This window comes from Neolewinella sp. (assembly GCF_965214665.1).
Taxonomy (GTDB): domain Bacteria; phylum Bacteroidota; class Bacteroidia; order Chitinophagales; family Saprospiraceae; genus Neolewinella.
In genome coordinates, this window is the sequence record NZ_OZ243970.1 from 1087858 (window position 1) to 1109436 (window position 21579).

General features: G+C 58.5%; 15 protein-coding genes. 6 read left to right on the forward strand and 9 right to left on the reverse strand.

What is annotated here, in order from left to right:
- Positions 1–82 precede the first annotated feature (82 nt).
- Positions 83–922, forward strand: coding sequence for a S24 family peptidase (locus tag ACOOHD_RS04890; protein WP_420460451.1), 840 nt, complete (start codon positions 83–85; stop codon positions 920–922).
- 124 nt (positions 923–1046) lie between these two features.
- Here ACOOHD_RS04890 and ACOOHD_RS04895 read toward each other — a convergent pair whose 3' ends face one another.
- The 6 genes from ACOOHD_RS04895 to ACOOHD_RS04920 form a co-directional block, all read right to left on the reverse strand.
- Positions 1047–2012, reverse strand: coding sequence for a T9SS type A sorting domain-containing protein (locus ACOOHD_RS04895; protein WP_420460452.1), 966 nt, complete (start codon positions 2010–2012; stop codon positions 1047–1049).
- 1410 nt (positions 2013–3422) lie between these two features.
- Positions 3423–3914 (reverse strand): hypothetical protein, encoded by a 492-nt coding sequence (locus ACOOHD_RS04900; RefSeq protein WP_420460453.1) that lies wholly within the window; start codon positions 3912–3914, stop codon positions 3423–3425.
- Positions 3915–3967: 53 nt separating this feature from the next.
- On the reverse strand, positions 3968–4387 hold the full coding sequence (locus ACOOHD_RS04905) for an OsmC family protein (RefSeq protein WP_420460454.1): 420 nt from the start codon (positions 4385–4387) through the stop codon (positions 3968–3970).
- The gene (locus ACOOHD_RS04910; protein ID WP_420460455.1) at positions 4387–4884 is read right to left on the reverse strand and encodes a VOC family protein; all 498 of its coding nucleotides are present in this window, start codon (positions 4882–4884) and stop codon (positions 4387–4389) included. The genes ACOOHD_RS04905 and ACOOHD_RS04910 overlap by 1 nt, the downstream gene beginning before the upstream one ends.
- Positions 4885–4917: 33 nt before the next feature.
- Complete coding sequence (locus ACOOHD_RS04915) at positions 4918–6726, reverse strand: acyl-CoA dehydrogenase (RefSeq protein ID WP_420460456.1); 1809 nt, start codon at positions 6724–6726, stop codon at positions 4918–4920.
- 64 nt (positions 6727–6790) lie between these two features.
- Positions 6791–9877, reverse strand: a complete 3087-nt coding sequence (locus ACOOHD_RS04920; RefSeq protein ID WP_420460457.1) for a cellulase family glycosylhydrolase — start codon at positions 9875–9877, stop codon at positions 6791–6793.
- 127 nt (positions 9878–10004) lie between these two features.
- Between ACOOHD_RS04920 and ACOOHD_RS04925 the strand changes: the two genes are divergently transcribed.
- Complete coding sequence (locus ACOOHD_RS04925) at positions 10005–11402, forward strand: arginine decarboxylase (protein ID WP_420460458.1); 1398 nt, start codon at positions 10005–10007, stop codon at positions 11400–11402.
- Positions 11403–11470: 68 nt separating this feature from the next.
- On the opposite strand, the gene ACOOHD_RS04930 is transcribed toward ACOOHD_RS04925, so the two are convergent.
- Together ACOOHD_RS04930 and ACOOHD_RS04935 are read right to left on the reverse strand one after the other, a co-directional pair.
- The gene (locus ACOOHD_RS04930) at positions 11471–12244 is read right to left on the reverse strand and encodes an SDR family NAD(P)-dependent oxidoreductase (protein ID WP_420460459.1); all 774 of its coding nucleotides are present in this window, start codon (positions 12242–12244) and stop codon (positions 11471–11473) included.
- A complete protein-coding gene (locus tag ACOOHD_RS04935; RefSeq protein ID WP_420460460.1) occupies positions 12244–14436 on the reverse strand; it encodes a bifunctional alpha,alpha-trehalose-phosphate synthase (UDP-forming)/trehalose-phosphatase in 2193 nt (730 codons plus the stop codon). Before ACOOHD_RS04935 ends, ACOOHD_RS04930 begins: the two co-directional genes overlap by 1 nt.
- A 159-nt stretch (positions 14437–14595) precedes the next feature.
- Between ACOOHD_RS04935 and ACOOHD_RS04940 the strand changes: the two genes are divergently transcribed.
- Positions 14596–15663: a PorP/SprF family type IX secretion system membrane protein gene (locus ACOOHD_RS04940; protein ID WP_420460461.1), complete on the forward strand. Its 1068-nt coding sequence runs from the start codon at positions 14596–14598 to the stop codon at positions 15661–15663.
- Between the two features lie 35 nt (positions 15664–15698).
- Positions 15699–16223, forward strand: coding sequence for a thioredoxin family protein (locus ACOOHD_RS04945; protein ID WP_420460462.1), 525 nt, complete (start codon positions 15699–15701; stop codon positions 16221–16223).
- Here the strand turns inward: ACOOHD_RS04945 and ACOOHD_RS04950 are convergent.
- Positions 16199–16936, reverse strand: coding sequence for a hypothetical protein (locus ACOOHD_RS04950; protein WP_420460463.1), 738 nt, complete (start codon positions 16934–16936; stop codon positions 16199–16201). The genes ACOOHD_RS04945 and ACOOHD_RS04950 overlap by 25 nt on opposite strands.
- A gap of 1076 nt (positions 16937–18012) precedes the next feature.
- Here ACOOHD_RS04950 and ACOOHD_RS04955 point away from each other — a divergent pair.
- Both ACOOHD_RS04955 and ACOOHD_RS04960 read left to right on the forward strand, forming a co-directional pair.
- Positions 18013–18990, forward strand: a complete 978-nt coding sequence (locus tag ACOOHD_RS04955) for a DUF547 domain-containing protein (protein ID WP_420460464.1) — start codon at positions 18013–18015, stop codon at positions 18988–18990.
- Positions 18991–19023: 33 nt separating this feature from the next.
- Entirely contained in the window at positions 19024–21555 is a 2532-nt protein-coding gene (locus ACOOHD_RS04960) for a TIM-barrel domain-containing protein (RefSeq protein ID WP_420460465.1), read from the forward strand.
- Positions 21556–21579 lie beyond the last annotated feature (24 nt).

Below are 21579 nucleotides of genomic sequence, written 5' to 3' on the forward strand. Positions count from 1 at the left end.
CGCAAAAGGATGTCACTGTAAGTCTGCATCACCGTGGTCACTACGCCCCGTCGTGTATCTTTGCTCCCCTAAACCAAGCTCCATGAAAAACGTCGTTTCTCAGCGCTTCATCAAATGCCACGATAAGCTCAAAGCGGAGAAACGCATTCGGTCTAGCCGCGCCTTTGCCCTTTCCCTGGACTACCTCCCCCAGTCGCTCAGTGAAATCCTCAAGGGACGCCGCGACGTGACCATCGAGCTGCTGCGGCAGGCCATCGCCAAGTACAAGCTCAATCCTGTCTACATCTTCACCGGCGACGGCCCCATGTTCATGACCGAGGAAAGTAACCAGAATTTCCGGGTATTGACCACGATAACTACCCCGGACGCCGATGAGCTCATCGTGCACGTGCCCCTGCCGGCGCAGAGCGTCTACGCCACTGAGCTCAGTGACCCGTCGTTTGTGGAAAGTCTACCCACCTACAGCCTGCCGGACTATAAGTACAAAGTGGGCACCCACCGCAGCTTCGACGTACCCGGCGATAGCATGGAGCCTACGCTGTTCGAAGGGGATAAGGTGGTCTGCGCCTTCCTGGAACCCACGCTCTGGCAGAGTGGTATCAAGGACAATTATGCCTACGTAATCGTGACCCGTAGCGACGTGGTGGTCAAACGGGTGCGGAACTACCTAGCCGATAGCAAGGAGTTGGAGGTTATTTCGGACAACAGTTTCTACGACACCTACCGTATTCCCCTAAGTGATCTCCGCGAGATTTGGTACGTCCGCGCCCGCATCACCCCCTTCCTGCCCTCGCCGCAGAACATTCAGCGCTACGTGCACGACGAGATGAGCGAACTCAAAGCCACCATCGCCCAACAGGGCAAACTGATCAGCCGCTTAGGTGTGAGCGTGGAAAAGGTACTCAACCGTGGCCGGGATTAGTCTACCACCGCCCGCCAGTGTAGCCACTGGTCGTCATTGAGTACCCGTAGCGTGTATACCCCGGCTAGTAGGCTGCCCCCAGTGCGGGAATGGTCTTCCTAAAGTAAGGGTCAAACTGACAAGTTTACCGGATGGTGAGGCGGGTGGTCACCGTGCGGTTACCATCGCTTACCCGTACCGCGTACATACCGGCCTGAAGATCGGCGGTGGGCAGGAACAGGCGGCTGTTCCCAGTAGCACGGATCTCGCGCACGAACTGTCCGGCAACGGAGTAGATCTGAGCGGTCACTCGATCGGCATTCCAGTCGCGGCCTAGTTGCAGGGTCACGTTTGAGCCGTTGGCGGGGTTGGGGAATAGGGTAAGGGCGATTTTGCTGCCACCGGCATCCACGACGATTACATCGGAGAAGGCCTCGGTGCCGTCGAAGTCGACCTGACGGATGCGGTAGTAGTTCAGTCCCGAGCTGTAGTCGTAGTCGTTAAACGAGTAGCTCAGAGCGGTTTGACTGTCGCCGGCGCCGTCGATCTGTCCGATGGCCACGAAGGCACCACCGGCCACGCTACGCTCAATCTGGAAGTAGTCGTTGTCGGACTCGGTGGCGGTGGAGAATACTAGATCGATGCTGCCGCTGCCGAGGGCGCCGGTGAAGGCTAGCCATTCTACGGGGGCGGCGGCTAGGCAGCCCTTTCCGGGCTGGTCCTGGCAGTTGGAGACGAAGGTGGGTTTGTCTTCGCAACCTCCGGTGTTATTGTTGATAGTCACCGCATTATTCGTACCATCTACCTGTTGGCCGTTAACGATCAGTTCACAGGCGATCTCGCAGCAGTCGCTGAGGTTTGGGTTGTTGGTGATGGTCAGGAAGTTGGCCAGCGTGTCAAGACTTCGGATTCCGGATAGATCGGAAACCAGTCCGATCGAGTTAAGGATCAGCGACTGCCCTTGCGTCAGTCTTCTAAAACCCTCCAAATTGGTCAACTGAGGGTTATTCTCTACACGAATGTCACCAGCGACGGTCCGTAGTCCATTTCCCGGTGCGTTGCCACCCAGGCGAACGAACGTATTGAGGATAGCGTTGTCGAATATGGTCAAGTCGCCGCTTAAGTTAGTTGTCGCGGCAAAATTGCCGGGTCTCGTCAAATTTGGATTGGCCGATATGTTGAGATTACCGGTGATGTTGATATTTTGACCCCCTAGATTGTTAAGGTCTTGATTATCGGTGACAATATAATCTCCGATACTGAGCATGTAATCACGATCGAATATTCTAACCGCCGAGGTCAAGTTGTCATTGTTAATAATACGTACTGCGGAGAGCGTCATGTCACCTCCAGCTTGTCCACCCTGAATCTCAGTGCTAATCTCAGTCAGCGAAACATTGTTAGTAATTATTATGCTGTCTAAGACCCGCAGACGGATTACGTTTGGACCGGGGGTACCACCCAGTGTTTCAAGCTCCGGGTTATTTTCCACTACTAATGCAGTGATATCGAAGCGTACGTTGCTAGAATTAGCAAAGCCATCTATATTCGAAAGCGTGCTGTTGTCCTGAATAAAAAATCCTCCGGAAAAGACCGAGACTTGATTAAAGTTATCTAAGTTGGTTAATGCATCGTTGTCGAAGACACGGAAGTTTCCTCCAATAGTGGTTAGGACGGGTGGTGATACACTTGGAAGTATGCGGTTATTCCTGATTATGAAGGAAAGATTAACGTTGGTCAGAGATGGAAAAAAGGCTGTGTTTACCAAGTTTTCATTATTACCAATTTCCAGCGTACCGTCTACTATACGGAGACTATCGTTACTCAATCCAGTCAGACCGGAGTTAAAGGTTACATTGTCGAAAACGCGAAGCGATCCGATGCTATCAATATTAGCAAACTGAGAGAGAGGATTCCCGGTGGTCTGTTCACCCTCGTAGTTATCTATTCTGAAAACATCGGTAATCGTTACTAGGTCCGCGACGTTGGTAAAATCCGTAAGTACCTGCGCGGCAGTCGGGTTGTCGATCGGCCGAATAATAAAACTGCCCTCGACGCGATCATAGGTGCCGCCCCCAGAGGGGACGAAGGCATCAAGATCCGCCTGGGTGGAGATTGTTACATCGCCGGGAAACGTCTGCGCGACTATGGGTAAGGTCACCAGCAGGCCCAATAAGACCGGCAAGTAGCGCAAGAAATGTAAAGAGTAAGGGTAAAGTGTTCGCATAGTGTGTGTTAGTGTCGTAGGTTAGAAAAGCGTGACCTGCCGTGCGGGGGCGGGGTGGACAGGAAAGTCGGTACAACTACGTGAAAAAGAGGTGTTAAGAAACAATGAATGTGCAAGATCGACGTCTTTACTGCATACACCATCACTCCGTCACCGCCTCTGACCAAGCGTACCGTAACTAATAAAGGCGGACACGGGACTCGTGTTCACGCGCCAGTAGATAGACGCTAGCATCATAGTGTCAGCGCAAAGCTACTCCCTGGGAAGCAGCCGACAAACTTTTGTAGGGAAAACTTAACGCAGGGGCCCCAGTAGCGTAACTACCTGATAGCGAAGGGAATCCGGCTCCAGCCCCGGTAGGGGTAAACGCTCTACCCGATCGGTGGGCACGACGTAGACACGGCTCCGGTGGGTAGCGCCGCTAAAGTCTACCTGGGTGATGCGGTAGTAGATCGTCGCGTCACTGCCGGCGCAGTCGAAAAAGTTGTACTCGTACCCCCGTTTGGTAGTTCCGTGACCCGTCACCCGCCCTACCACGGTAAACATGGTCCCTCCTTCGGAACGCTCCACCAGGTAGTGATCGTTGTCGCGTTCGGGTAGGCTGCGCCATTCGAGGACGATATAGGGAGAGCTACTGCGCGTAGCCTGAAGGGACCGCAGCTCGAGGGTATCGGCGGGTAGCTGATCTGCTAGGTCCTGCTCGCTCTGACCGGCTACACAGCCGGTGAGGAGCAAAATAAAAACCGTCACCAAAAGATGCGGCAGTGTGCGAAAGGTGGCAAGCATTACTCTTTCAACGTGATGGTGCGGTACCTATTACCCCCACCCCACCCCATGCGTTATGCGGTAAGCTCGTATGTCCAGCTGATGTCCACCCCACCCGCCTTAAGCATCATACTGACGCTGCAGAGTTTCTCCATACTGAGCCTACACGCCCGCTCCACTTTTTTTGCATCCTGCGGCCCCGCAAACTGGTAGTGCACCTGGATGGCGGTGAATACCCTTGGTGCAGTCTCGGCCCGCTGCCCGGTCACGCGCACCCGCAGGTCACGCACCTCCTGCCGCTGTTTTTTGAGCAGCAGCATGATGTCGATACCGGAGCAACTCGCCACGCTGGCCAGCACGAGTTCCATGGGCCGCATTCCCCCCCCCTGCCCACCGATGGCCGGACTGGCGTCGGCGAGTACGGTAAGCCCCTCGGCGTTGGTGGTTTCGAATAGAAAGGCGTCGTCGCGCCGGCGAAGGTTGACGGTCATCATCAGGGTTTGACGGGAGCCTTGCCGAAGATTGAGCGGCCGTCGTTAACCTCGATCCAGTAGCCGTCTGGGTCCTGAAGGTATACCTGTTGCACGCCGTCGGGCCGGCCGTTTGTTTCCATCGGTGCCCCCTGCCAGCTCTCGAAGGGCACGTCCAGGGTACGTAGCCGCTCCACGAAACCGGCGAAATCGCCTAGACTGATCGCCATGTGAACGCCCTTCTGTAGGTTGACCTGGCTACGGTCTGATTCAATAATGTGCAGGGCCATGCCGTCGCCCAGGGCCAGCCAACGAATGTTGTCCTTTCCCGTCCCGTCGTATATCTCCGGCAGGTCGAATACGCGCTGGTAAAAGGCTACACTAGCATCCACGTCATCCACATTGATGGCGTAGTGGTCGAAACTTGCCCGGAACGAACCGGACTCCACACCAAACAGGGGCGGGCGGGGCGCGCAGGATGCAAGGGTGAATAGTAGGGCGGCGAAGGGGACAAGGCGCATGGGATCGGGGGGCTTAAGGAGGTAAGGGGCTCGTCACACCAGTAGGGCGGGCTCGGTGTCTAGCGTGATGCGTTCTTCGGCCAGGAGGGTGCGCTTCAGGCCGGCGGCGCGGGTGAGCACGTAGGTGAAGTAGTAGCGGGCCGTCTGTACCTTAGAGCGGTAGAAGGCCTGGTCGTCCTCCCCGAGGGCGGGCTTGCCTACGGTCGCTCCGGTGTCGAGGGCGCGGGAGGCCACGGTCGCCTGTTGCAACCAGCACCAGGCCAGTACGTGGAGGCCGAAGTAGTCCAAAAATACGGTGGCATCGGCGAGGAAGACCCGGGCGTCTTCCATACGGGCCAACCCCAGTAAGCGTTCCATCACCGCCTGCAGGCCCTGAAGGCTACTGCTGAGTGCGGTGGCTAAGGGGGCTACGGCGGGTTGGGTGGTGGCCTCCGTTATCGTGGCCAGGAACTCCTCGTTAAGGTAGCACACGGCTAGTCCGTTTCGCATCAGCACCTTGCGGCCCAGCAGATCGAGCCCGTGAATGGTGGTGGTGCCCTCGTAGATGGAGTTGACGCGGATATCGCGGAAGATTTGCTCCAGAGGGAAGTCATCCGTATACCCCGCCCCACCGAGTACCTGCATACCGGTACTGACGGCCTCGTTGCCGTATTCGGCCGGGAAGCTTTTGGCAACGGGGGTGAGGAGCTCAAGGAGTAAATGGGCACGCTCGTCCTCGGCGGCCCGGTAGCGGTCTTCGTAGAGACTGCACTGCAGGAGCAGGTGGATGCTGCCCTCGACGACGGCCTTTTGGAACAGCAGCATACGGCGTACGTCGGCGTGCTCGATGATGGTGACCTGGGGGGCGTTGATGTCCTTATTGTCGGGGTGGCGGCCCTGGGGGCGTTCCCTGGCGTACTTCAGACTGGCGTAGTAGGCGGCCGAAGCTGAGCCGGCGGCCATCATGCCGGTGCCGATCCGCGCCTCGTTCATCATCAGGAACATGTGCTTGAGGCCGCTAAATTCCTCGCCGACCAGGTAGCCGCGGGTGGGCCCCTGCTCACCGTACATGAGGTGGGCGGCGACGTAGCCCCGCTGCCCCATTTTGCCGTAGATACCGGCGGTGGTGACGTGGTTGTCCTCCTTGCCGTCTCCTCCGTCCGGCAGGTACTTCGGCACGACGAAAAGGCTTACCCCCTTGACGCCCTTCGGCCCATCCTTCTTGCGAGCTAGTAAAAGGTGCACTACGTTTTCTACTCCGGTATGGTCGCCACCGCTGATGTAGATCTTTTGTCCGCGGATGAGGTAGTGCCCCTCCTCGGTCTCCTCGTACGTAGAGGTTATATCACTCAGCGAGCTCCCCGCCTGGGGTTCGGTCAGTGCCATGGTACCCTGCCAGCGGCCCTGGGCCATGGGCTCCAGGTAGGTGTCCTTAAGGTCGTCGCTACCAAAGGCCCGGATCAGGTTGGCCGCCCCGGTGGTCAAAAAGCCGTAGGCTGCCAGGTTGCCGTTGGCGGCCTGGAAGATCAGACCGCCGGCGTTGTGTACAGTAAGGGGCATCTGCTGCCCGTCGTGCTCGAAGTCCCAGTTGGCGCTCAGCCAGCCAGCCTCGCCCATGGCGCGCATCCCCTCCCCTACCTCGGGCAGCACGTGCACCTCTCCGTCTTCATAGTAGGCTTTGTTCTTGTCCATCTGCCGGTACACGGGGTAGAGGTACTGGTCGGCAAGTTGCTTGGCCGCGTCGAGGCTGAAGTCGATGGCCTCTTCGTCGAAATCCTGAAAGCGCTCGAGTTGGCGCAGTTGACCGAGGTCGAGCACCTCGTGGAGCACGAAGCGGAGGTTGCGCAGGGAGATGTAATCCATGATCGGCAAGATACGAAAAGCCGTAGGGGCTAAACGGTCGAGGCGTTGCACGCCGAGCTTACTACTAGCGGACGGTGACCGCCACAGCGCGGGTGAACTTACTTCCCACCCGGAGGCGTAGGAAATAAGGGCCCTGGGGTAGGCCGGTCACCGGAAGCTGTAGCTGCTGCTCACCTGCGATAAGCCGTCCGAAATCACGCTGTAGGACCCGCCGACCGGTGGCGTCGTAAAGTTCGGCACCTACGGGAGTGGCAGCGTGTAAGTCAATCTGCAGATTAAGCGTCTCGCTAGCCGGATTAGGGAATACGGCAAAGCGATCGAGTTCGACAAAGTCACGCACGCCGACCACGACTACCCCGCCAAAGCTGATCCAGTCGATCTCGATAGTATCGTTGAACTGTGCGGCCACCGGCTCGGGGTAGAAGATGAGCCCCTGAATGCGCTGGGCATCGACGGTGCAGGGCTGGTTAGCCGCAGCGCAGGCCGTACCGCCGTAACCACCGTCCTGGTAGCCACCGGCGTAGTTGATGGAGTAGTTCATGAACTCGGTACCGCCGATGCGCAGCGTGCGCCCGGCCAGCGTAGTCTGGTTATCGTAGCGGTCGGCCAGGTCGATCCGCAGACTGGCCGTATCACCGCTGGTCGTACGGGCACGGATGAAGAGCAGGTCGTTGCTACCGGCGGCATCGGCGAGCCTCGCCCCACTCTCGTTGCCCGGAATAGTGTAGCGGATGGTCTGGTACGGTGCCGAGGTACCGTCGCCCGCGATCGTCAGCACGCTGTTGTCCACGCGGTACGTGATGCCGCCCGGCGTACCGGAGAAGGCGTCGCCTCCCTCGTCAAAGTTGTCCTGGTAGTTGATGATGCCGATCGGGTCGCCACCGGTCGCGGTGGTATCGAGGGGCTGACCGAAGCTCAGATAGTCGATCTGTAGGGTGTCGTTAAACCCGCCGTCGGCGGGATCGGGGTAAAAGGCGATAGCCTTGATGCGCGTGCCGTCAACGTCGCAGGGGGCATTGGCGGTGCAGCCCGTGCCGCCGTAGCCGCCATCCTGATAGCCACCGGTATAGTCGTAGAGATACTCGCTGAAGTCCGGTCCGGTGATGCCCTTGGTTCTACCGGCCAGGGTGGTCGCCAACTCATTCTCGTCGATCAGATCAACGCGTAGGTTGACCGGCTGCCCGCTGGTCGTGCGTGCCCGCACATACAGTCTGCTCTGGGATAGCACTGCATTCGCCAGCAGGGTATCGGGCAGGGTGTAGCGGAAGGTCTGGTACTGGGGGGCACTGCCATCTCCTACTACGGTCAGCACTCCGTCGGCGGCGAGGGAGTAGGTAATTCCCGCCGGCGTACCGGAAAAGGCCGTGGTGGCGGTGTCCAGTCCGTCAGAGTAATTGACAATCGCACTGGTATCCGCCTCTACGGGAGTAAAGACGAGATAATCCAAGTTAAAGGCTCGGTCTCCGGTGATATCAATACGCAGAATCTGGCGGCCGGCTTCGAGGAGCATGACGCCCCGGCCGGGGAAGGTCTCAAATGCCTCGTAGCTACCGGTCCCTTCCGTGGGTACGCTAAGCGTGGTAAGCGTGCCGTTCAGATCGGAGCTGAGCTGGAAGCTGCCCCCACCCTGCGCCGTCGCGATCCGCGCACTCAGGGAATAGGTTCCACCCTCAGGTACGTCGACCGTATACTCCAACCACTCGCCCCGGGCGATGTAGCCGATGGCGAACCCACCGCCGGCGAGCGCCCCGATGTCTACCCCCTCCTCCGGACGGTAGCCCATAGGAATATTCTCGGATTCCTGATCGTGGTAGGCCACCTGCTCGCCTCCGCGGTCGAAGTCCTCTACCTGGAGCGTATCACGCAGTACCAAGGCCGTATCGCGGAAGGGGAACTGCTCGCCGGCCAGCAAAACCCGGGCGGGGTACGACTGGAGCAGGGTACCATCCGCCGCGGTAGTCACCACCCGATAGGTATAGAAATTTCCGGTCTCGACGTCCGTATCGGTGTAGCTGCTAGCGTCGCTCGCCAGCTCAGCCACGGCCACGAAGCCCCCCTCCCCCACGCGGCGTTCCAGGGTGATGGTGTTGGCGTCACTGCGGTTGCGCCAGGTGACGGTCACTTCCTGGGTTGCCGCGGCCGGGTCGGATGCAGTGGCTACCACATCGGTGGGTGAGGTAGCGTAGGTGTTGATCAGGATATCCTTCACCTCGGGCCAGGTGTTGGTCTCGCGGTTAAGGATGCGAAACATGCCCCCGTCGTCCCAGGCCGCGAAGGCAAAACCATAGCGTAGCGCAGCCTCCGTAAAGGCGGCGTAGAAGCGCATCCGCGAGTTATAGTCGGCCTGTAGTACCGCGCCGAACTCGCTGAGGTAGACCGGTACGTCGTTGGCGGTAGACCAGGCAGCTACGGCGGCAAACTTGCGATCGAGCTGCTGGTAGTCATCGGCGGTGCCCCAGGTACCCTCTCCGTTCAGTCCGAACTGGTAGGGATCATAGGAGTGAAAATAACCGATGACGTAGTCGTCTTCCGGAACTGCTGCCGCCAGGAGCTCCGCGGAGTTAGCGTACTGGTTGCCGCCGAAAACGACTAGCCGCGTTGGGTTGTCGGCCCGGATGATGCCCAGGATACGGGCATTAAGGTCGTCGACCTCGGCCACGGTCATACCAAAGGGCTCGTTGATGATCTCGAAGAGCAGCTTATCGGACTTATCGCCGAAGCGCTCCACGATCTGCTCCCAGATCGCGTCATAGCGGGCGCGGGTGGCGGGATTCGCGTAGTCGTTCTTCAGCCAGTCCTCGTGGTGGCCGTTGATGGTGATGTAGAGATCGCGGTCTAACCCCCAGTCGACGACCTCCTCGACGCGATCAAGCCAGGCGGGGTCGATGGCGTAGGGGGGTTCGTCGGCGGTGTGCTCGTCCCAGCGTACGGGAATGCGCACGTTGGTGAACCCCGCCGCGACGTAGGCGTCGAAGTACTTCTCCTCCGCCGGACCGTTATTCCAGGCGCCCTCATCGGGGGGCTCCAGAGTGTTGCCGAGGTTGATACCGCGGCCCATCTCGGCGATGGCCCGTTGGGGCGTCAGCTGGGCGCTAAGGGAAGCGGTCAGCGTGAGGAAAAACAAAAAGCCCGTGAGTGGTCTTAGGGTCATGATCGGTAGTTAAAACGTGCAGCGTAAGGTAGTCAAAGTACGCTACTGCGCGCAATTTGCTGCGGGTCGACCTTGATTGTACCTGCGGCCCCGCCAGTGTATCTTTGCGGGCCCTAAAAAAACCGTCGTGGCTAACAAATACTTTGATCTGATCGATCAAACGTTTTACTTCCCCCAGGAGGGCTTTGATTTAGCCGATGGCTACCTGACCTTCAACCGGATTCCGCTCATCCACCTGATCCGCAAGTACGGCACGCCGCTGAAGCTGACCTACCTGCCCAGTATCGGGCGTAAGATCAAGGAGGCCCGTAACCTCTTCCGCCGGGCCATGCGCGCACAGGGGTACGCCGGACAGTACAACTACTGCTACTGCACTAAGAGCAGCCACTTTGCCCACGTGGTGGAGGAAGCGCTCGACCACGACGTGCAGCTGGAGATCAGCTCGGCCTACGACATCGACCTGGTCCGCCGGCTCTACGCCCGCAAGCAGCTCGATAAGAAGATCCACATCGTCTGCAACGGCTTCAAGCCAGAAAACTACCTGGAGGGCATCGTAGGATTGATGAACGACGGCTTCGAAAACGTCATCGCCGTAGTCGACAATAGCCACGAGCTCGATTACTACGAGGCCCACGTGCTGGGGGTGGCCAAGATTGGAATTCGCATGGCTACGGAGGAAGAACCCAACTTTGAGTTCTACACCAGCAGGCTCGGACTGCGCAACGGCGACGTGATGCCGCTGTTCCGCGAGCGCGTGCGCGATAATCCAAAACTGGAGCTCCATATGCTCCACTTCTTCGTCGATACCGGCATCAAGGATACCCTGTACTACTGGGGCGAGCTCAAAAAGGCCGTACGGCTGTACGGGGAACTCAAAAAGGAAAGCCCTACCCTCCACGCCCTCAACATCGGCGGCGGCATGCCGATCCGCAATAGCCTGGGCTTTGAGTTCGACTACAAGTATATGGTACGGGAGATCGTCAAGAATATCCTGGCGGCCTGCGAGGAGGACGAGGTGCCCGAGCCCGATATCTTCACCGAGTTCGGTAAATATACCGTGGGAGAGAGCGGCGCTACCGTCTTTTCGGTCCTGGCCCGCAAGCAGCAAAACGACTCCGAGATGTGGTACATGATCGACAACTCGCTCATGACTACCCTACCCGACGCCTGGGGCATCGGTGAGCGCTTCATCCTACTACCCATCAACAAGTGGGACCGCGACTACCGCCGCGTCAACATTGGGGGCCTGAGCTGCGACAACTCTGACTACTACAACTCGGAAGTGCACGAGTCCCAGGTCTATCTGCCCGTAGATAAGGAAGGCGATGCCGAGCCCCTTTACCTCGGGTTTTTTCACACCGGCGCCTACCAGGACAACATCAGCGGCTACGGCGGCATCAAGCACTGTATGATTCCCAGCCCACAGCACATCATCATCGACATTGACGAGGAGGGCAATCTGGTGGACCGGCTGCTGGCGGGTAAGCAGTCGGCGGAAAGTATGTTGCAGATATTGGGGTATTAGTCTCACCCTCGGCGGACGAACTTTTCATTCCGCTGCAGCGGAGTGAAAAGAATTCGGCAGACGAGCAGCTACGACTGGATCTTCTTCACCCCAGCCATCGCCAGTCGCTCCGGAATGAACGGCATCAACCCCTTGATCGCCACGGCCAGCCCCACCTCCGTAATCACCTCCAGGCGACCGGCTTCCATGGCGGTGTAGCCCTGGGCGGCGGTCGTCTGCGGCGTGGCAGCACTCTCGAATAGCTTGGATTCGCTGAGCCCGGCGGTATCGGCAAAATCGGTCTTGACCGCGCCGGGGCAGAGGGCCGTGACGGTCACGCCGGTGCCCTGTAGTTCCGAGGCAACGGCCTTGCTGACTGAATTGACGAAGGCCTTGGTGGCAAAGTAGACGGCCTGCAACGGTCCGGGCATAAAGCCGGCCGTACTGGACGTATTCAGCACCCGGCCACGACCCCGCGCCACCATACCCGGCACAAACAGGTGCATGAGCTCCGCTACGGCGCGCATGTTGAGCTCCATCATGCCGCTGAGCATGTCCCAGTCCTGCTCGTGGAACTGGCCGGCACCGCCGAAGCCGGCGTTATTGAAGAGGTAATCGACGGTGAGTCCCTGCCCTTCCACCAGCTCGAAGATCTCGCGGCGGGAGGCGGGGTCCGTAAGGTCTTTGGCGACCACCCGCACCGCTACGCTATACCTCTCGCGTAACTCGTCGGCCAGCTCGTTAAGCTCGTCTTCGCGGCGAGCGACGATGAGCAGGTCGCGGCCGCGGCGGGCGTGCTCGTGGGCCAGCGAGCGGCCGATGCCGGAGCTGGCACCGGTGATGAGTCCTAGCTGTTGCATCATCAGGCTTTTTGGGTACTGTGGGCCAGGCGGGAAAACATGTTACGCACCTCGGCCACGCCATAGAGGCTGTAGCGGGCAGCGGTGCGGCCCTTGCCTACTTTCACGCTGACGCCCCAGTCAGGCAGGGCGCGGAAGATGTCCTCATCGGTGCTATCGTCGCCGATGCCGAGGATGAAGTCCCACTTTCTTTTACCCACGAAATACTGGGTGGCCTTGCCCTTATTGACGCCGGCATTTTTGATTTCCACGACTTTGTTCCCCTCCAGCACCTGCAGGTCCTGGTTTTGGATGAGGTAGCTAAGCATATCGCGAAATTCCCGCACCCGCTTACTACCGAGGTCGCGGTCGATATTACGGTAGTGCCAGGCTAGGCTGTAGTCTTTCTCCTCGATGAAGGAGCCCGGGGTACGGCTAACCAGGTTTTCGAGCAGCTCCCGCACCTTGGGTTTCCAATCGTCGACGACGTTGGGGTTCAATGCCCACTTACCGTCTTCCTTCATCCACACCCCGTGTTCGGCGGCCATGTGTACGGGCAGGTGGCCGAGCCACTTCTGCAGGGTGGTCTTATCGCGCCCGCTGTTGATCACCACGGTGTTCTGGGGGTCGGCGGCCAGTTTGGCGAGCACGTTGAGGACCTCATCGTCGGGGCTCACCGCCTGGGGATCGGGGTCGAAGTCCATGAGGGTACCGTCGTAATCGACAAACAGCAGGCGCTTGTCGGCCTGCTCGTAACTTTCGGCCACGGCGTCAAGCGCCTCGCCGCTGAGGTGGGTGGTGTGGTGCATCTTATTCTTCTGTTGTAATTTCTGCTGTTCTTTGATAAAGGTAGCGGCCCAGTGCTTGACGTCGTACTGCCGCAGCTTTTCCTGCATCTGTAGCAGGCGCTGCTCCTGTTCTTCCAGTGGCATTTGGAGGGCTTCGACGAGGGCCTGCTGGATATCGCGACTGCTCTGGGGGTTCACGGTAAGGGCCCCGTCGTTGAGCTCGTAGACGGCTCCGGCCATCTCGCTCAGAATCAGGACGCCGCGCTTCGTATCCTCCTTGGCAGCGACGTACTCCTTAGCCACCAGGTTCATCCCGTCGCGCAGCGGCGTGATGAGGGCAATATCCGCCTCCTTGTATAGGGTGGTGAGGGCGGCAAAATTTACCGAGCGGTAGTAGTAGTGGATGGGCATCCAGTCGAAGGTGCTGTACTCGGAGTTGACCTGGCTTACCAGCACGTCCACCTCGGTTTTCAGGCTCTGGTACTGGTCGACGTTCGAGCGACTGGGTACCACGATCATGATCAGGTTCACCTTACCGATGTACTCCGGATTGTTGCGAATGAATGCTCCGAAGGCACGGATGCGGTGGGGGATGCCCTTAGTGTAATCCAGGCGATCTACGCTCAGGATGATCTTACGGCTGGCGTGCAGCTTCCGGATCTCGCCGCTACTGCGATCGGTTTGGGCGTCTACATCGGGGTTGGCGTACTTCTCGTAATCAATTCCCATCGGGAAAACATCTACGTTGACCAGCCGGTCGTCGATGCTCAGGCGGCCTAACTCGTGTTCGTAGCCCGTAATCCGGTAGGCGGCCGAGAGAAAGTGCCGCATGTAGCCGAAGGTGTGGAAGCCCACCTGGTCGGAGCCCAGGATACCGTCCAGGATCTCCTTGCGCCACGGTAGGATACGAAACACCTCGTAGCTCGGAAAGGGTATGTGTAGAAAAAAGCCGATGCTAATCTGCGGGAATTTATCCCGGATCATTGCCGGCAGCAACATCAGCTGATAATCGTGCACCCACACCATATCGTCGTCGCGCAGGTGTTCCTCCACGGCCTGGAAGAACTTGAAGTTCACCTCCTGGTAGGCCGCCCACATCTCGTCGTTATAAGTCGTATACTCCGTGAAGTAGTGGAAGTGCGGCCAGATCGTCTTATTGCTGAAGCCCTCGTAGTACAGGTCGATCTCCCGCTCGGTCAGAAACACCGGCACGAGGCCGCGCTTCATCAGGTCATTTTTGATGGCCTCGCGCTCCCATTCGTTGGTGATATCCTGACCGGGCCAGCCGATCCAGATCTTGTGGTAGCTCTCATCCAGGGAGTTGAGCCCCGTAGCCAACCCGCCGGCGCTGGGGTGGTAGTGGAGCTCGCCGTCGCTCCGGTTTACGGTGATGGGCAGACGGTTGGAAATGATGACCAGGCGGGACATAGGCTGTGTCTAAAGTGTCAAGTAAAAGCAGTACAACGGGGCGGGGACGCGGGTGCGGTCAAGGTAGGTCAAAAAATCAATAGTGGGCGAGCATCCGGGGCGACCGCCAAGTAGTGCACGCGCATTGGCACGCCGGGGTATCTGCAGTACCTTCGTACCATGTACCGCCATGCCCTTGCCAGTCTTACGGCCGCCTGCCTACTCCTTGCCGCTCCGGCCAGGGCGCAGGATGCCTATTTCTCGCAGTTTTTCACCTCGCCCTCCACCCTCAACCCCGCCCTGACCGGGCTTTTCTCCGGCCGCTACCGCGTCGCGATCAATCACCGCAGTCAGTGGGGACAGGTGCTGCAGGACCCCTTCCAGACCTCGGCCTTCGCCGCCGATTTCCACTACGCCCTGCGGCCCAAGCGGCGCGGCAGCGATGCCTTCGGTGGTGGCGTGTACTTTCTCAACGACCGGATGCCCGAGGTGGGCTTTACCACCAACCACGCCATGGTGGCGGCCGCCTTCCATAAGACCCTCGATGCGCGGGGCGAAAAAGTACTGAGCCTGGGTGGCCAGGCCGGCATCGTACAGCGCAACGTCGGCTACGGGGACCTTACCTTCGAGGACGAGTTCAACGGCCTGACTGCCTTCGTGCCCCGCTCCACCCGGGAGACGCTCCCGGAAAACAGCGTCGCGTTCGGAGACTATCAATTAGGGCTCAACTACAGCCGCTCGCCCACCCGCCGCCAGACGGGCTATCTCCTGGGGGCAGCCGTACACCACCTTACCACGCCCGAACAGAGCTTTTATGCCTCCGTGACGGCAGGAGATGAGGTAGAAGTGACCAATACGCTGTACCGGCGCTACAGCACTTACGTAAACTTTCGTATTCCTACCGGCATCAATACCGAAGTCTCTCCGCGACTTTACTACACTCAGCAAGGCCCCCACGCGATGCTACAGGTCGGCTCGAACGTCCGGCTGCTGACTAGCGACGCGGCTGCCAGCGCCATACATCTCGGAGGCTGGGTGCGGGGCGTCAAAAACCAAAATGGCTTTGGACCCGAGAGCTTCACCGCATTGGTCGGCCTGGAGGTAAGCGGCTTTCTCTTCGGGCTCAGTTATGACGTAGGCGTCAACCCCCAGGAGGTAAGCTCCCGCCACCGCGGGGCGTTTGAGCTGAGCGTATCGTACACCGGCCAGAGTGAAGACGACGAGGCCGTGCCCTGCCCGAGATTTTAATCCGACCGGATACTAAATGCGTTCATTACCTACTTATGGTACCTAAAGCACTGACCGTGAAGTTTTTCCTGCCCCTCCTTGTCTTCCTTGCCCTACCCCTTACCGCGCAGGTAGAGTGGCTGAGCTGGGAGGAAGCCATGCAACGGCAGGCCGCCGAACCGAAGCCGATGCTGGTCGATGTCTATACCGATTGGTGTGGCTGGTGCAAACAGATGGACAAGAAGGTATTTTCCGAAAAACAGATCGCCCGCTACATCGCGGACAATTTCTACGCCGTCAAGCTTAATGCGGAGCAAACCGAGGACATCGTTTACGACAACCATACCTTCAAGTACGATCCGAACAACGGCCGCCGCGGCGTCCATGCCCTGGCCGTCGCCCTCTTAGACGGACGTATGAGCTACCCCAGCGTAGTGTACCTCGACGAGCAGCGTAACCGGATCACGATCAGTCCGGGCTTCAAACCCGCCGAGCGCTACATCCATGAACTTCGGTACATCAAGGAGCGGCACTGGAAAACCCAGAGCTTTCAGGACTACCTAGCCGGACTCAGTAAATAACTCACCCGGAAGCCGAGGCGGTAGGCGGGCACGAGCCGGGTGCCCTCCGGTAGTGTATCGTCGTACAGTCCCAAACCGGGAAAGATTGCTGATGCGATGACTTCCTTAAAAAGGTCGGTTTCGCGTTGATTTATGACATCCCGGTAGTCCACGGTGCGCAGCGCAGCGCCTAGTCCTGTAAATCCTTCGACCCATAAGCGGTCGCTTACCGGCAGACGCAGGGTGTAATTCACGATGGCCTCGTAGCGCGTAAAGGTCTGGATGGCCCGGTCGAAACTAATTTTCACCTCGTCCGCTGCTACGTAGTCCCGGTCAAAAAGTTCCCGGTGGTAATCCCGGTAGCCCACTTGCAGGCCCACATAGTGCCAGCGCCGCTGCACGAAGATCGGATCGGGGGGCCAGAGCTCGTACCGCGCCTCGATGCGTCCTCCAGCAAGGCGGTATACGTGGTCGTTGTCGTTTGTAATAGTGGGAAGAATACCCCCGCCGTACTCAGCTTCCATCACGTAGGCCCACCGCCCCTTGGTCAGCGTTAAACCCAGTGTGTACCGCTCGGGGAGGGTAAGCATGCTGAGCGGGCTCCAGGTTAAGGCCAGTCCATCGGGTTCGCGTACCGGAGTAGGATCGAAGGCCAGCTGTGCGGGCAGTAGCGTGCTGAACGCCGTGACCAAAACAAGCAGCAGCGAGAAGGGTAAACACGGGTGGAGGCGCACGGTGGGAGGGTTTTGCGAATCCTAATATACATCATGCTGACAACAGGGTGCTGCTGGATTTAGGAGGCAAAATTGGGGGGAATTGGGTAAAAAATAAAAAATGGTGTTTTTCAGAATCGCTCAAATGAAAAATTATAATACACTCTTTCAATCTTAAGGTAAAACGAATAATGCTGCTGACTAACGGATAGAATTGGTGGATGGTGTTTATTTATCCGGCTACATAGGTCGAAAACAACCCCGCTTGCGGTAGAAGAATATTTTGTCCAAACCTTCCAAACCCCACGGTTGTGGGGTGCTTTATCCCCGTCCGTGCCGTACTTTTGTCATATCGACGGCGGAAAAATGTTTTCGCGTCGATGTTGTGTCTCTCATTTTTAAACCTATTTTTGAACGGGAGTGTGAATTTTTATTCGCACGCCTTTATTTTCGAAGTGTTTGTTAGCGGACGCGATTCGTCCCAGTTTCTCAGTTTCTCAGTAGAATAGACTTAAAGACTTATCAGACCCGTACGGTGCAACGTGCGGGTCTATTTTATTCCCCCCATGCCCCACGGCCGTGGGGTGTTTGGCCCCAGACCTGGCCGTTATCTTTGTCGTACCGATGGAAGGAATTCCTTGCATCAGGCTTCATGATAAACCTAAACCCTACACCTTTACTGCATGCGGAAGCTCTACCTACTACCTTCCGTTGTCGGTCTACATCTTGATCGGGCCACCCGATCGACGCCTTATTTTACGGTAGTTAGAAAGTGTAATGTTTCGGCCTCCACCCACTGCGGTGGGGGCCTTTTTTATTTTGCTCCCCCACCCCACGTAAATGGGGTGCGGCCACCGGGATCACCTCGTTTTCCTAATGTACCCAATACCCAAAGAATTTATTCCAGTAACGCTCCTTTAACCCCCAATTTTTTCGGTTGTAGCGATCGACCGTACTGACGGCGATCGGCTAAAGACAGTTTTTTAACGGTGATATGCGCCGTAACCTTTTGTTATTATGGTAGTTAGAAAGCTTTATGTCGACCCACGCCTTCTGGCGTGGGTCTTTTTATTGGCGTGAACCCAGCCACCGGCCTCATGCGTTCGGTTACCATGGCTACGCTACCTTCCCTCCCCACCTGTCTGCTACTCCTACTACTACTGACCACCACCTCCTGTGCAGATGGCCCCCCGCCGCCCGCCGCGTCGACTACCCAGACTGCCGATCTGGGTACCCTACCCATCACCGAGGACACCGTAGCCTCCGACCAAATCGAGTACACCCTGGAGAAGAATCCGGAAGTACCCCCCAACGACGCCCCCCAACGCGCGGTGGCTCCTGCCCCCACCCCCGTGGCTCCGCCTCCCCCGACCAACGCCGCACCGGCGTCCCCGCCCCCCCCTGCCCCCGTGGAAGCTTCCTCACCCGCCGTGAGCAGCGCCCCCGATCACACGGCCTGGGATGAGCTACTACGTAAACACGTCAGCGCCGCCGGACGGGTAGATTACGTCGGCTTTCAACGTGACGCCGCCGCACTCGATACCTACCTAACCACCCTGGCCGAGGAGACGCCCGGGGAGGACTGGAGTCGCGATGAATCCCTCGCGTACTGGATCAACACCTACAATGCCTACACCATCAAATTGATCCTAGATAATTGGCCACTGGAGAGCATCCGCGACATTAATGAGCCCTGGGACAAAAAATGGATCGCACTAGCAGGTAAAACTTACAGCCTGAACCAAATTGAGCACGAAATTATCCGGCCTACCTACCGCGAGCCGCGTATTCACTTTGCCCTGGTGTGCGCGGCCCGGAGCTGTCCGCCGCTGCCCAATCAGGCGTTTACCGCCCAGAACCTGAATGAATTACTGGACCAACGCGCGCGCGGCTTCATCAACGACGAGGCACTCAACGTCACCCAGGAGGAGGTGGTACGGGTGTCCCCTATTTTCGACTGGTACGGCCAGGATTTTGGCGAGGTCCGGGAATACTTGAATAAGTACCTGACGACGGATATTCCCGACGGCAAGGAAATCAACTACCTGGACTACGACTGGAGCCTGAACAACTAGAGAACAGGGCAGTGATAATTTCTACCTTGCGGCATGGCTAAGATGATCAAGGCGGTAGCCCGGCCGCCCTACGCCCCGCCGGCGGACGTGGTGAACGTAGACGATACGACGAGCACCCTGCGCTACGAAGATGTGTACTACGAGCACTCGGTGGGGGCGGTGCAGAAAGTGCACCGCCAGGGCAGTCAGACCTTCCTCGTCAACGGGGCCGGTGAGGTGCGCCTGCGGCTAGAAGTATGGAGCGAGGAGGTGATCCGCTTCTTTTATGCCTTCGGTAAGGACGCCGATGATTTCAGTTACGCCCGGGACCCGGAAGCACGGATGCAGGGCACGCAGGTAGAGTTTGCGGAGAGGCAGGATACCTTTATCATCCGTACCGCCAAGCTGGAACTACAGCTGCGGCAGGCCGACGGCGCCGTGACTATTCTGGACCGTAGTGCCGGGCACGTGCTACACCAGTATGCGGCTCCCTTTTACACCCGCTTTACCCTCATGCGGGGACTGGATCAGATGCGGCTACAGTTCACCACCGACCGGGAGGAAGGCTTCTTCGGGCTCGGCGACAAGGCCTGGGATACGGACCTGAACGGACGCTACCTCGACAATTGGTGTGCCGACTCCTTTGCCTACGGACGGGAGCGGGATAACCTCTACCGGGCCGTACCCTTTTTTTACGGACTCCGGGACGGGGTGGCCTACGGTATTTTCGTGGATAATACCTACCGCAGCCACTTCGATTTCAATAGCCACCGTGACGGACTGGCTACGGTGTGGACCGACGGGGGGGAGTTCGACTATTACTTCATCAACGGACCGGAGCTGGATGCCGTAGCCCGGCGCTACACCCAGCTTACGGGACTGCCAGAGCTACCACCGCTGTGGTCCCTGGGCTACCACCAGTGCCGCTGGAGCTACTACCCGGAGGCGCGGGTGAAGGAGGTGGCGGCTACCTTCCGGGAAAAGCAGATCCCCTGCGACGCCATTTACCTGGACATCGACTACATGGATGGCTACCGCTGCTTTACCTGGAACAAGGACTACTTCCCCGATCCGAAGCGGATGATCGCGGAGCTGCGCGACGACGGCTTTCACACCGTAGTAATGATCGACCCGGGTATAAGGGTGGATGATGACTACGCGGTTTATCAGGACGGAGAACAGCGCGATGTATTCTGCCGGCGCAGTACGGGGGAGCAAATGACCGGTCCGGTATGGCCCTCGGAGTGCGTCTGGCCCGATTACACCGACCCCGAGGTGCGCGAATGGTGGGGCCGACTCTACCAAGAGCTCTACGTCGAACAGGGCGTGAGCGGCTTCTGGAACGATATGAACGAGCCAGCCCTGTTCAAGGTCAACGCCCTGACGTTTCCACTTGATGTGCGGCACGATTTCGACGGCCACCGTGGGGATCACAAAAAAGCCCACAACGTGTACGGCATGCAGATGACGCGGGCTACCTACGACGGGCTTAAGGCGCTACAACCCGCCAAGCGCCCCTTCCTACTCGGGCGAGCTAACTTCAGCGGCGGACAGCGTTACGCTTCGCTGTGGACGGGCGACAACGTGGCCAGCTGGGAGCACCTGGCGCTGGCTAACCGGCAGTCGCTGAGGCTATCCATCAGCGGCTACAGTTTCGTGGGTAGCGACATCGGCGGCTTTGTGGACGACCCCACCCCTGAGCTGCTGACCCGCTGGCTGCAGTTGGCCGTCTTTCACCCGCTGATGCGTATCCACAGCATGGGCAATAACACCGACGGGGCAGCGGAGGCCCAGGCGGATAAGGTCAAAAAAGCGGAACGGGAGGACCGGCAAGACCAGGAGCCCTGGGCCCACGGCGGCGACCACACCCGGCGCAACCGACTGGCCATCGAGATGCGGTATAAGCTGCTGCCCTATCTGTATACCGCCTTTCGCCACCACATCCAGACCGGCACGCCGGTGCTGCGCAACCTCTTTTTCTATGACCAGACCGACCCACAGTGCCGCAAGTACGGCGATCAGTTTCTGGCCGGTGACGATCTTATGGTATGCCCGGTAATAGAAGCGGGGGTAAAAACGATGAACATCTACCTACCGAAGGGAGACTGGTACGATTTCTGGACGGGCAAGCACTACAGTGGACAGCAGAGGCTGCGGGCGCGCATTAAGGCCGATCGACTGCCGATCTTTGTCCGGGCCGGAGCCATACTACCTACCGTCAATAAGGTGCAGTACACCCGTCAGTTAGCGGAGGCGGAGACCTTGCACCTATCGCTTTTCTTGGCCGACTCCGGGAGCAGCGCGCTGTACTGGGATGCCGGCGAGGGCTACGGTTACCGGGTCCAACAGTACACCCTGCGCAGGTATGGAATGCAGCGCGACGGGCGGCAGATCACCCTCACGCAGGAGGTTGAAGGACAGTATAACGCTAGCTTCCGCTACGCCAATATTCGCCTGGTGGGGCTTACCCACCCCCCGGGTCGCGTGACGGTCGACGGGCAGTTGCTTCCCCACGCGCTAAAGTTCGACCAGCGCACGGCCTCGGTTGTTGTACCCTTCGACTTCCGAACGGTAGTCATCGAGTAGTAGCACGGCGACAGTTCATTAATC

Coding starts and splice junctions, on each gene's coding strand:
- ACOOHD_RS04915 (WP_420460456.1), bottom strand. CDS start 6,726: ATGGATTACATCTCCCTGCGCAACCTCCGCTTCGTGCTCCACGAGGTG.
- ACOOHD_RS04955 (WP_420460464.1), top strand. CDS start 18,013: ATGCGTTCGGTTACCATGGCTACGCTACCTTCCCTCCCCACCTGTCTG.
- ACOOHD_RS04920 (WP_420460457.1), bottom strand. CDS start 9,877: ATGACCCTAAGACCACTCACGGGCTTTTTGTTTTTCCTCACGCTGACC.
- ACOOHD_RS04945 (WP_420460462.1), top strand. CDS start 15,699: ATGGTACCTAAAGCACTGACCGTGAAGTTTTTCCTGCCCCTCCTTGTC.
- ACOOHD_RS04910 (WP_420460455.1), bottom strand. CDS start 4,884: ATGCGCCTTGTCCCCTTCGCCGCCCTACTATTCACCCTTGCATCCTGC.
- ACOOHD_RS04935 (WP_420460460.1), bottom strand. CDS start 14,436: ATGTCCCGCCTGGTCATCATTTCCAACCGTCTGCCCATCACCGTAAAC.
- ACOOHD_RS04905 (WP_420460454.1), bottom strand. CDS start 4,387: ATGATGACCGTCAACCTTCGCCGGCGCGACGACGCCTTTCTATTCGAA.
- ACOOHD_RS04900 (WP_420460453.1), bottom strand. CDS start 3,914: ATGCTTGCCACCTTTCGCACACTGCCGCATCTTTTGGTGACGGTTTTT.
- ACOOHD_RS04930 (WP_420460459.1), bottom strand. CDS start 12,244: ATGATGCAACAGCTAGGACTCATCACCGGTGCCAGCTCCGGCATCGGC.
- ACOOHD_RS04940 (WP_420460461.1), top strand. CDS start 14,596: ATGTACCGCCATGCCCTTGCCAGTCTTACGGCCGCCTGCCTACTCCTT.
- ACOOHD_RS04960 (WP_420460465.1), top strand. CDS start 19,024: ATGGCTAAGATGATCAAGGCGGTAGCCCGGCCGCCCTACGCCCCGCCG.
- ACOOHD_RS04890 (WP_420460451.1), top strand. CDS start 83: ATGAAAAACGTCGTTTCTCAGCGCTTCATCAAATGCCACGATAAGCTC.